The sequence below is a fragment of the Salinispora pacifica CNR114 genome, assembly GCF_000514775.1.
GTDB lineage: Bacteria > Actinomycetota > Actinomycetes > Mycobacteriales > Micromonosporaceae > Micromonospora > Micromonospora pacifica.
This window is the reverse complement of sequence record NZ_AZWO01000005.1, coordinates 228381-241045: the sequence shown is the minus strand read 5'-3', so window position 1 is coordinate 241045 and position 12665 is coordinate 228381. Positions and strand designations below refer to the sequence as shown.

Genomic DNA, 12665 nt, shown 5'->3' with positions numbered 1-12665 from the left:
CCGACCCCGTCAGCCGCGCCTACTACGACCGCAAACGCGCCGAAGGCAAACGCCACAACGCCGCCCTCATCTGCCTCGCCCGACGCCGCTGCGACGTCCTGTTCGCCATGCTCCGCGACAAGATCCCCTACCAACCACGGCCAACAAGCCCCATCCCGGCTTGACCAAACCCATAGGGACACCCCCCCGACTCAATTGCCTTCACAAGGAGCGCAGGAATCAACAGACCCCGGACACGGGAACCACCGTCATTCACTTCGACCACACCCGCCTCCCGACAGCCGCAGATACGGCCTCCATGACTTGGAATCTATACTGCTCCGGCGCATTTCGCTGCCCAAACTTCCTACCGTTCAGCCCCGAGCCCCACTTAGTACTGAATCCACCTTCCTCAGCGATCATCGTGAAGCCAACAGTCCGGCGCGACATGTTGAAGTGTTCGAAATTGATCTGCCCATGGCCACCATTCCGCAGGACGACATTAGGAGAGTCGCCAAGGGACCTTTCCAAAACACTGCGCTGGGCCCGGAATGTACCGGCGTCCAGGTCATAGACTCCGCTAACCCCGTACCATCGCCATGCGCCCCGACTGCTCCCGAGTTGTCGTACCCCTCGGCGTTGGTGATGACGTCGTTGCAGTTGTGCACCAGGACCGGGGTTTCGCCTGCAATCACATAGTACGTGTGGGACTTTCAGCCCTTCACGCAGTGTGACTTACATATTTATAGCGTTTTACCTGGCCATTCGCGTATAGCGTCCACCCTGCGTATCGCAAGTATATCGGTGTTGACGGCGACGGTGACGGCAATCTGGGAAGACGTCCGTGGCCTTCAACACCCGAAACACCGGGCCGCACACCAAGAGCCGCGGCAGTCGGCCAGCCATCGCCGCGACGATTCTTTGACGCCGACCCAGCTATTTTATCTCCGTTTCTATCTTGCGGCACATTTCCAACAGAGACACTTCGCTGTCATCGCTCCCTTCAGCCCAACCGACAACAGCCAAGGCTTCAACAATCTTGAACCCGAACTCTTGCCGCAATGCTGCTGCCGCCTGAATGTATTGGCCAGACTCTCCATGGGACCTGATTATGCGAGCAATATCAACTAGTCCACCACCAGAATCAATCGACGCGCGAAAAATATGACGCCACTCCCCCGCAGCAGGCATCACGGCCTACCGAACCTTAGCCGAACAGGTGCCCCGACGGATACCTCTTGGTCTACATGCAAAAGCTTCGTGAAGCCATGCCTTTGAGCCATTTTTCCGGTCCAGGTCGTCCATGCAGCCTGTTCTGGCGTGTTCCCGCCCGCAAGTGCTGCGACAAACGACGCCTTGTTCTCATCCACAAGGTTCCCATTGATTGTTCGCACCTTGCTGCCCAGAGAATCCATCATCCGCCCAAAAATCACTTGCCCTCTCACCGGGCTGTTCTTCATGTCCGCCAGTAGAGTCAATCCACCGTCGGCATCAACCTCACCATAAAGAAGACTACCGGTCTCGTCGTGATCCCATTCGTAGCCGTTGTCGCTGAGGCTCTCCCGCCCTCCGCAGTTGTGTACGAGGACCGGCGTGTTGCCAGCGATCACATAGTACGTGTGGATGTTGGCGACGGTGAGGTTGTGGACGGTGGCCTGCAGGATGTCCCAGCGATCGATCGCCGTGATCTGCACGTACGTGCCCGAGCTGGTCCGCAGCCACTGGCCGGAACGTAGGTCGGTGGCGTCGATCCACTCACCCAGCTCCGGCACCCAGAACGGGTGGCCATCGGTCGCGGTGATCTCGGCGGTCTCCGTACCACGGTCGCCATCGGTGTCGATGGTGACCTTCACCAGCTTCTTGACGCCGTCGCCCGTGATGGCCGCAGTGACCGTCTCAGCCACGGTCTCGCCCGTCTCTGGGTCAGTGACTAGGACCTCGTCACCCGGCTGCACATCCTCCACCGGCTTGGTGGAGCCGTCCGCCATCAGGACCCTGGTGCCAGGAACGAAGCTGTTGCCGGGGGTTGGGCAGGACCCGCCGCTTGAGCCGCCGTTGCCGCGCGTCGTCGCGCCGGAGTCCCCGCCGCCCTTGGAGTCACCCTTGCCGGAGCCACCGCCGGACTTGCCGGAGCCACCGCCGGACTTACCGGAGCCACCGCCGGACTTACCGGATTTGCCGGCACCGCTGGAGGCCGCCGACGAACCCTTCGGGTTGGATTTCGCCTGGGCGTTCTTCTGGGCTGAGTTGCCGGTCTTCTTTGTGGCGTTGACCGCCTTATTACTTGTTGTTTGCGCCTTTTGAGCAGCTTTTTTCTTCGCGGCCTGGGCCGCCTTCTTCGCCTTCTCGATGGCCAGCTTCTTGGCGTTGAGCGCCGCCGTCTCCGCCGCCTTGGCGGCGCGTAGCACCCCTTCGGCGACACGCTTCGCCGTACGCCATGCCTGAATCGCGGAGATAGTCCGGTTGACTGCCTTGAGTACGCCCGGAATCTTGCCGAGCTTCGTCCAGGGAATCGCCCCGACGATGAGGCTGCCGCACGCCCACATATCACCGCCGAAGCAGTTCATGGCGTCGTTGATGCCGATGAACTCCTTCAGCATGTACCAGGCCGAGTCGAGGATCACCGACATCAACGAACGGTTCATGTCGGCCTGGGCCTGGGCGACCTGCGCCGCCGACAGACCCGCGCCCGCGAGCGCCGCCGCCTTCTCCGAGGCGGTCAACGACACCGACAGACCCGTCGGGTCCGAGTGGGTCACCGGGTTGTTGTGGGCGTACGCGTACCCGTTGGACTGCATCGGGTCCGCGATGTCCAGCACCGGGTCGGCGGAGAGGAACCGGCCCACCACCGGGTCGTAGAGCCGGGCACCCAGCGGCGTGTAGCCGGAGGCGTCATCCCGGTCCGCGCCGAGGAAGCCATCGCGGGTCTGCATCTTGACGCCGAGGGGCGTGGTGCCGCGTTGGTTACCGAACGGATCCTGCTTACGGACCCGCACCGACATCTCGGCATCGAGTGTGACCTCGGCATACGGGCTGCCCTGGTGGTCACCGGCGAGGGCGACGAGCCGGGGAGAGCTGGTGGCGTGGTACACGAAACGCATCACCACACCACCCGGCGCCGGGTAGGAACGCTGGGCGTTGACCTGCACCCCGCCCCGCTGCACGGTCAGCACCACCTCGCCGAGGTGCAGCGTCGCCTGCTGGTCCTGAATGGTGAGCAGACGGCTGCCGCCGGGCCCGTAGAGGTGCCGGGTCTCGTCCTGCGCCTCCCACTGCTGCGCCGCGGAGTCCGCGTCGCAGGTTACGAGCACCAGCGGGGTGCGGTCGTCGGTGACCTCGTCCTTCACCCCGAGGCACAGGCTGGAGGCAGGGTGCTTGAGCTGCCCGGTGGAGAGGCGCTCCAGGTGCTGATCAGTCGACCCGGAACACTCCTGCGTCGCGATGGCCGACCCGGCGGTGTCGCCGGCGGGCTGGACGCACCAGTCGTCATACACGGACAGAGTGCCCAGGTTCGGGTCAGCCTGGTCCGGCACGGGAGCGAAGGCCCACTTCTGCGCGACCGTGTCATTGCACGGGTACAGCTGAACCGCCTCGCCCGGGACGGCCTTATTCAGGTCGATGCACTTGTCGGCCAACCCGACGTAGGCGGTCTTACCCCGACTGCCCGCGCCGGTGATCCGGTCGACCTTGCCGTCGTAGGTCCAGGAGAGCACCTGCTGGTCGCCGTTCTCCACGGAGGTGACGACCTTGGTCTCGCCGGTCAGCTCATACAGCCGCTCGGCGACGGCGGTGATCTCCGCGCCGCCCGGGGTCACGTAGTCCTTGGTGACCTTGGTAAGGGTGCGCGGCTGCGTGCCGTCGGCCTTGCCGTAGTCGTAGCTGGTGGTGGCGTCCTTGTCGGTGTCGCCGGTGAGATCCTTCTCCACCAGCTTCGTGCGGTTACCGAGCAGGTCGTACTCGTACTCCTGCCAGTAGCCGGCACCGTCGGTGCCCGCAGTCACGGTGTCGCCGGCCGGACTGGCGGCACAGGACTCCTGGTCGGTCGCCGTCCACGCCGTGGTCAGCTGGCCGATCGGGTCGTACGTGAAGCACTGCCGCTCCTCGAGGCCGAGGGAGCGCTCACGGATCGAGGTGACGTTGCCGGCATCGTCGTACCGGTAGGAGCGGTGCGACACCAGGTTGGCGGCGACGATGCTCTGGTCATCGGTCTGCTCCCGGTGGACCTGCTGGTCGGTGAGGGCGCCACTGGCGTTGTCGTAGGAGGCGGTTGTCCACACCCGGTACGGCTGGGCCCCGAGGGTGGAGCGCAGCACCTGCCCGTACGGCGAGTAGACCGTTTCGGCGCCGTACCAGTCCTTACCCGACACCGACAGGGGCAGCCCGTCGCTGGTGTAGCGGACCAGCAGCTTCTCGGCGGGGAGCGTCCCGACGGCCGGCAGCATGGTCGACTCGGGCAGACCGGTGTCGGTGTACGTGTAGTCGTACCGGTAGGAGGTTTCCAGGCCCCACGTGTCGGCGATGGAGTCGGGCAGCGTCAGGGTGGTGGAGGTGGGCTGGTAGTCGTCGGTGTATCCACCGATCGCCTGGGTGTACGCCAGGCCGTCGGTGTAGCGGGTGGCGGTCGCCGGCAGCCCCTTGCCGCCCGGGGCGCTGTCGTAGGTGAAGGACGCCAACAGGGTGCCGTCGCTGATGCCGAGCCGCTGCTCGGTGGGGCGGTGCAGCTTGTCGTAGCGGTTCCAGACGGTGATGTTGCGGCCGTTGGTGACGCTCTCCTGCCGGTCGAACCGGTCGTACGTCAGCTGGCTGGTACCGCTGTTGGGGTCAACGGCGGTGACGAGTCGCCCGCGCTGGTCGTACGTCCAACTCCACGGGTGGGTCTCGTCGGCGGAGTTGGTGGCCTGCACCAGGTGCCCACGCGCGTCGTACTCGTACCGCATCGAGGTGAACTCGGTGTGGCCGCTGTCGGTGAAGGTGTCCAGCCGGGTGGTCCGGCCCATGGCGTCACTGAAGATGCGGTAGGACGCGGCGCCCGCCGGGTTGACGACCGTCGAGTGGTCCTCCCCGTACGTGTAGCTGGTGGCCCGCGCCGGCATCCCGACGCCGTCCAGGACCGGCAACTCCCGGGTGACCCGGCCGAGACCGTCGTAGGTGTAGCGGGTGGCATTGGGGACGGCGGTGTCGGCGAGCGGCGTGAAGAGCTGCCCGATCGGTGATCCGTCGGCGGGGTAGGCGTTGCGGGTCTGCCACACCTCGCCGGAGCTGTTGTAGAGCGTGTCGGTGATCAGACGACCGCCGCCGACGGCCTCCGTCTGACTCTGCCGCTCCCGACCCATTCCGTCGTAGAGCGTCACCGAGGTTTCGATCCGACCCTCGTGCCCCCGCGCGAAGGTGGTGATGTACGGCGGCTTGCCCGCCGGGGTGGCGTACTCGGCCCGGAAGTCCGGGACGGCCGCCGTGGAGGGGGTACGGCCGGGTGCCCACGCCTCGACCAGCCGGCCCAACGGGTCGTACCTCGCCTCGCTGACCAGACCGTTGACGTCGGTGGTCTTGAGGGAGACGGCCCGGCCCGGCTCCACCTCCCGGGTCTGCCGGTGGCCCAGCGCGTTCTCCTCGGAGACGGCGAAGGCCTGACCGGTGGCGGGGGTGTAGGTGATCGTGGACGTCTCGCCATCCACGTCGGTTCGGGTCACGACGCGGCCGATGGCGTCGAAGCCGGTGGTGCCGTCGGCCTGGAAGCCGGAGCCGTCGCCCTTCAGCGACCAGGTCTGGGTGGCGAGTCCCCGGGTCCCGGCGCCGAGGTCGGCGCCGTAATCCGCGCCGTCGTAGGCCACCCGGCTGGCGGAGCTCAACGTCGTCAGGTCGTCGAAGGTGGCGTCGGCGCAGGTGGTCGGGCTGGAGCGGACCTGCTTGGTCAGTCCGATGAGGTTCTTGTCCAGCCGGTGGTGGTACTCGAGGAAGGCGCACGACTCGTCGCCGGTCTGCTCGGTGTCACCGCGGGACTCGACGTGCGTGGGCAGGCCATGCGTCGTCTCGAAGGTGGTCTTCGTCTCCACGACCCGCTCGGTGCGGGTGTCGTCGCCGGTGCCGGAGGAGCGGGCGTGGGCCACCTGCCGCGGCTCGGTGACCCGCCAGGCTTCCAGCGGGCTGAGGCCGTCGTCGCGGTCGCGGCTGGCCAGAAGCTGGGCGGCGGGGTACGTGACGCTGCGGGTCAGCCACTCGTCGTCGGCGTCCTCGGCGCTGGTGTAGGTCAGTTCCTCGGCGATTCGGCCGGCGAAGGGCTTTCGGTCCTTGGCGATCTCGGCACCGGTGATGTCCCGCACCGACACGGTGTCGCCGAGCCCCCGGAAGTAGCGGGTGACGGTCTTGGTCTGCGCACTGCCGATGGCGGGATCGTCGTCGCCGGTGCGGACGGAAACCTGGGCGAAGCCGGCGAACTGGGAGTACGTGCGGGTTGACTTCTTGGTGAACTCCCGCTCGGCGAGCCGCCAGGCCGGGGTCCCGTAGGTGTAGCGGGTGACGGTGGCGACGGAGGCGCCGTCGATCGCGGGCAGCTCCTCGATGCTGTCGACGACGTACTTGTGGAACCAGTCGATGTCCTCGGCTTCCGGGTCCGGATGCCAGTACGACGGATAGCAGAGCCGGGTGTTGGCCTTCAGGTCAGCGGTGTCGTCCTTGCCGGGCAGGTTGGTGCCGGTGGCGCAGTCCCCAGTGGGCGCCTTGTAGCTGACGACCGTCTCGCCGCCGTACTCGTTGATGACCCGGGCGATGCGCAGTCGGGAGAAGCCGGGACGGTGGTCCTGCTTGACCCGGTTCGGCATGTCCTCGGCGTTGTGCTCGAAGCGCACCGGGTTGAGGGTGACCTTCTCGTCGGTCGTGCCGTTGCGGGCATACCCGGTACGGGTGATCGACTCCAACCACAGCGCGGTGTTCGGGCCGGTCAGCAGGATCGGGAAGGACTGCGTGAGCTGGTACTCGTCCACCGCCTGTAGCGTGGTGTCGCCACTGCGCCGCTGGGCCGAGGTGGTGATCTTGTCGAGGCGTTTGCGGGTGAAGAAGGACGGCCCCGCGTTCCAGCACTTCTCGCCCTCGGTGCACCGCAGGTTGGCCGGGGTGTCGTACCAGATCCGGTAGTTCCCGGGGTTGGAGCTGGTGAAGTTCTTCTCGCTACAGGTCAGCTCCCCCTCGTCGAAGCAGCGCTCGGCGACGGTGAATTTCACCCGGGCCAGGGGGTCTGCGGTGAAGAGGGTGTCCCGACGTTGCCCGTATTCGATGCGGGAGAGGTAGCCGCCGCGGTCGTACTTGACCGGGGCCTTGAAGTTGAAGTTCCGGGCGTAGTAGTTGGTCTCCTTGCCCCACCACAGGGACATCGCGTTGCCGTTGATGTCCTCGACGTAGTCGAGACCCCATCGCCAGGCCTGGGTGCAGAACGAGCCCGCCCAGTTGCCCGCCTTGTAGCAGGGCTCGCCGGCGTGGTTGCCGTAGACCGGCACGGTGAGGACCGAGTTGGTCACCGGGTCGTCGGCGCCCGAGCCGTGGTCAGACCATCCGGGAAGTCGGTGCAGGCCGAAGTGGTAGCGGGTGCCGTCCCGGGTGGTGACGATCCAGTACTCGCCGTCCGCGTCCCCGTTGGCCCGGCTGGTGTCTGTGCGCAGCTCCACCGTGGAGCCATCACCGTTGGCGGTGAACCAGCGCTGCTTGTCCTCGTCCCAGACCAACTCGGTGGTCATACCCCCGAGCGACAACGTCGCGTTCGACGAGCCCCAGCAGAGGTCGGCGGTCCGGTGTTTGGAGTTGTTCGCCCCCGGCTTCTTTGAGTCCTGTCGGCAGTTGGCGTAGCTGCGGGTGATCGCCCCCGCGTTGTAGTCCCAGCCGTCACCGATCCAGGACGCCTGGTTGTTCGTGGCGGAGGTACGGCCGTCCACCGACTGCGAGGAGTAGGAGAGGTTCACCTTCGGCATCAGGCCACCGGCGGTCTCCGGCACCTGCACCTGGTACCCGTAGGTGAACGCACCGGAAGAGGAGCCCGCCGCCCAGGATCCCGAGGAGAGCAGGGGCGTGGCGGTGAAGTCACCGGCCGTGGAGCCACCGGTGTCCAGCACACCCACCACACTCGAGCCCGTTGACGACCTCGCGGCAACGGCGCTCGTGGTGACGGCGCTCGCGGTGTCGGCGGTGGTGGTGCCGGCGGTGGTGGTGGTGGCTTCGGTGGTGATGGTGTCGGCGGCGTCGGCACCGAGCAGTGAGGCGACGGGGACCGTACCGGTGACCACCCGCCGGGTCGGCTCGTCCTCCGCCGCGGAGTTGTTGGTGGGCGCCTCGTCGGCCGGCACCAGCTCGACCTCACTCGGCACAGGCTGCGCGGCGGCCGGGCCGGTCAGGTCAGTCGGGGCGGCGGTCCGCGCCGGCATGCCGCCGCCGGTGCCGCCACTGGTCGCACAGTCCCCGCTGTCCGGGTCGTCATAGACGCAGTCCGGCAGCAGCACGACCCCGAAGCGGTCGGCCGCCTGCGGGCCGTACAGGTCGGCGAAGGGTGTGTAGTCAACGCTGAGCGCGACCTCGGCGGCCGGGTCCGCGGTCTCCGGCGGGGTGAGCTTCATGATCAGGCCGGCGACCCCCGCGTCCTGCGACGCCTCGGGTGCGGCCAGGTCCACATTCCAGGTGCCAGCGAGGTCGGCTGGGTCGCCCTCCTCCGGCACACCGAGGGCGATCGGGAGGTCATCGACGGGCCGGCTGTCGCCCGCGGCGAGACCGGTCAGGTCCACCACGCCGCTGTCCTGCTGCCAGGGGTCAACCGCCTGCGGCACGTACGGGTCGATCGGCACCTCGGGGGCGGTGGTCAGGTCCGTCTCGGCGCCCTCGTCCCGGTCGACCCGCTCGATCTCCGGCAGTTCGGGGAGCTCGACCTGCTCTCGGGTCATGCCCGATCCGGGTACCGCGAACGCGGCGGCGGGCAGGGTGGTCACCGCCAGGGTTGCCGTGAGCGCTAGGACGAACGCTCGGCGGGTCGGCCCCACCAGGCGGCCCAACTCCGTCGGGGTCCGCCGGCCGGACGGCCGTCGGAACAACAAACCGGTACCACGCATACCCGTCGACTCCCGCGAGGACGAAAGAGAAGGCACGGATTAAACCGCGCAGAACACGCGTCGGGCGCGACACGTGCGTGTGCACTCTGCGGCATAAGCCCGCCCTGCTCAAGGCGGCAGTCAGACCAAGATCCAAAAAAGGGTGGTCTTGGCCACAGGACACTCCTAACCCAAGGCGGAGAAAGATCAAGTAGCCGGCGCGGGAGTATGAATTAGGCAAAGCTCCACATAAGGCACGGACAAAATAGCCCTTAGAGATCATTTAGCCAGATCCCACCGTTGAGCGACAACGCTGGGTCACAGGTCAATAACGTTCGCGGTAACCCAACATGCTCGTTTCCGTGCGATCGTGTGCCCGCGTTCTGCCCCCCGACCCACCGACGGGGCTGCTTGCCGCGCCTTTCTGTCCGCCTGGCCCCCACGGGAGGGGATCGCCGTGACCGCGCCTCGCCTGCTCAGTCCGTTCGTGCGTACACGCACCCGGCTGACCCTCACCCTCGGTCTCCTCCTGACCGCCGTCGTCGCCGCCCTGCTGCCGTGGTGGCCGGGGACCGACGAATCCCCGGAGGGGGTCTCCCGCATCGCGGCCGTCCCACTGAAGGACGAGGCCGCCGCGATGGCGCAGGCGCTCCGCACCGGTGAGGAGGTACTGGTCGAGACCGCCACCACCGCCACCGCGCTGACCTGGGCACTGCCCAACGGGCAGCTCCGCTCCGCCTTCAACGCGACGCCACAGCGGACAAAGAACGCCGCCGGCCGGTGGTCGCCGATCGACACCACGCTGACCCGAACCGACGCGAGTCCAGACGGCCTGGACATCCGGCCGGTCAACGGCCCCTCCCCCGTCCGCTTCTCCGCGGGCAGCAGCGCAGCCGGCAAACCCGACAGCTCTGGCGGATCCGGTGGATCCGGCGGGGGCCAGGCGCTGGCTGGTGACAGCGAAACCGTCCTGGCCGAAGCGGAGGTGGACGGCCACACCGTCGCCTTCACCTGGCCCGGACATCTGCCGGAACCGGTCCTCGACGGCCCGCGGGCGCTCTACCCCGAGGTTCTACCCGGCGTTGACCTGCTCGTCGTCGCCCGCGACGTGGGCGGATTCGGCCAGTTGCTGGTCGTCAAGAACCGCGCGGCCGAGACGATCGAAGCCGCCAGCGCGGTGACCTACGGGCTGACGTCAGCAACCGCACGCTTCCGCCACGACGCCGGCACCGGGGGAATCCAGATCCTGGACCAGACCGGCCAGGAGGTCGGCTCGATCCCCACCCCGTTCGCCTGGGACTCCGCTGGCCAGGAGAGCCCGGATGCCGAGATCCGCACCGCGGTGGATACCCCCGCCGACGTGCTGAACCTCAGCGGTCTCAGCGGCAGCGAGCCCGGTGCCCGCAGCGCCCAACTCCCCACCCGAGTGGACGGCGACGGCACCGGCGCGCTCCGCCTGCACCTCGATGCCGCTGCCACCGGGCTGCTGACCAATTCGGAGACGCTCTTCCCCGTCTTCCTGGACCCGACGCTCAACAGCGGGGTGGTCGACTGGGCGACCGTCTACTCGCAGCACCCCACCACCAACACCTGGAATGGCACCAACTTCAACAAGGGAACGACCGTCGCGCGGGTGGGATACGAGAAGTCCACTCCGCTCCGAACCCGCTCATTCTGGCGGATGGGCTTCAGCACCTCCCTGCGCGGCGCTACGGTCAGCTCGGCGACCTTCAAGGTGAACAACGAATACTCGTGGAGCTGCACCAAACGGGAAATGCAGTTGTGGCTCGTCGGTGCGATCTCCTCCGGCACCACCTGGAAAGCCCAACCCAGCTACATGACCCTGCAGCAGAAGAAGTCGTTCGCCTACGGCTACAACAGCAGCTGCAGAGGGGACTACGTAGACTTCGACGTGAAGAACGCGGCCCAGCAGGGGGCCGACAACGGGTGGTCGAACATCAACCTGGGCATGCGGGCCACCAGTGAGTCCGACACCTACACCTGGCGCAAGTTCACGGCGAAGTCCGCGACGCTGACGGTTACCTACAACCGCAAGCCCAACGTTCCGACCAGCCTCACCACCTCCCCCGGGGGCACATGCGCCCCCGGCGGGGTCAGGGTCGCCAAGACCGACCTCACCCTGTCGGCGACCGCCACCGACCCCGACGGCAACCTGAAGGGCCTGCGCTTCCGCTTCTTGAAGAGTGGTTCCCCCTGGCCCACCGGCACCCTGGTCACCACCACCAGCGCCGGCAAGGCCAGCCTGACGATCCCCAGCAGCACCCTGGTCGACGAGGGCGTCTACCTGTGGAACGTCCGGGCCGAGGACACCTCCGACGCGCGCTCCAGCTGGAACCCGCCCGTCACTCCCTGCAAGCTCATCGTCGATGCCTCGGCTCCACCGGCGCCCGATGTCAGCAGCGACGTATTCCTGGAAGCCACCCCCGACGGTGCCACCTGGGCGACCGTAAAGTTCGGGGAGACCGGGCCGATCACCTTCACCGCCGCGGGTGCAAAAGAGTTCAGCTACTCCTTCGAAGGACTCGGCACCACGTACGTGGACGCCACCGACGGCACCGCAACCGTGCCGGATCTGAAACCCCGGCACGCCGGCCCCACCACCCTGCACGTCTACGCCTACGACGACGTCGGCAACCAGAGTGCCCGGACCCGCTACTACTTCAACGTACCGCCCCGCGATGCCGTCGACGGGCCCGGAGACACCGGTGGCGATGGGATCCCCGACCTTCTCCTCATCGACTCCACCGGCAACCTACGGAACTACGCGGGTGACGTGGACGGCGAACTGTACGCCTGGCAGGCCGCCTCCTACACCGGATCAGGAGCGCTCAACCCGACCGGCCACTGGTACGACCCGGAAACGGGCGAGGCCGCGCTGATCACCAAACACTCCGACGTGTATCCGGGTGACGGCTCCACGGACCTGTTCGCCCGAACCCCGGACGGCGGCTTCTGGCTCTACCCCGGCGACGGATACGGCACCTTCAATGTTGACGACCGACTCCGCGTCCTGCTCCCGCCAGACACACCCGACCCCGCGACCTGGACCCAGATCAAGGCGCTCGGCGACATCACTGGCGATGGGCTGCCTGATCTGGTCCTGCGGGCCGGGACGGCGTTCTGGACGTTGAGCGGCTACACCGGCGCCAGCTTCCAGGAAGCCATCCTGATGAACGGGAACGCTTGGGAACGCCGGGAAGTCGTCAACGTCGCGGACATCGACCTGGACAGCACACCGGATCTGCTCTGGCGCAACCTGGACAACGGCAACATGTACGTCCGCCACGGGAAGCCAGGCGCAGTAGCGGGCAGCGTCGATCTGGATTCGATCAAACTCGCGGCGAACTCCCAGAACGGTGACGTCCCCTACGGCACCAACTGGACCGAAACCAACATCAACGCGGTGATCGGTATCCCTGACGTGAACGGGGACAGTGTCCCGGACCTGTGGGCCCGGTTTGGGGAGGACGGCATGATGCGGATCTACCATCCGTCCGCCACCAATACCAACGGCCCCGTGAAGATCGTGCTGGGGAACGACTGGAACAGCGTCAAGGCCTTCGGCTGAATGCGTCGCGCGGGCCCGGCAGCTGGCCGGGCCCG

3 protein-coding genes and 1 pseudogene are annotated in these 12665 nt (G+C 67.0%); 2 read left to right on the top strand and 2 right to left on the bottom strand.

Annotated features, from left to right (window positions below):
- Positions 1-164: pseudogene (locus B118_RS31560) on the top strand (IS110 family transposase); the annotation flags it as partial.
- 751 nt (positions 165-915) lie between these two features.
- Here the strand turns inward: B118_RS31560 and B118_RS31555 are convergent.
- Positions 916-1173, bottom strand: coding sequence for a hypothetical protein (locus tag B118_RS31555; protein WP_155256536.1), 258 nt, complete (start codon positions 1171-1173; stop codon positions 916-918).
- Positions 1170-9062 (bottom strand): ricin-type beta-trefoil lectin domain protein, encoded by a 7893-nt coding sequence (locus B118_RS27925; protein WP_238323859.1) that lies wholly within the window; start codon positions 9060-9062, stop codon positions 1170-1172. The genes B118_RS31555 and B118_RS27925 overlap by 4 nt, the downstream gene beginning before the upstream one ends.
- Before the next feature lie 436 nt (positions 9063-9498).
- Here B118_RS27925 and B118_RS0104595 point away from each other — a divergent pair, with 436 nt between their 5' ends.
- Positions 9499-12630, top strand: a complete 3132-nt coding sequence (locus tag B118_RS0104595) for a DNRLRE domain-containing protein (protein WP_028192441.1) — start codon at positions 9499-9501, stop codon at positions 12628-12630.
- The last annotated feature ends 35 nt before the right edge of the window (positions 12631-12665 follow it).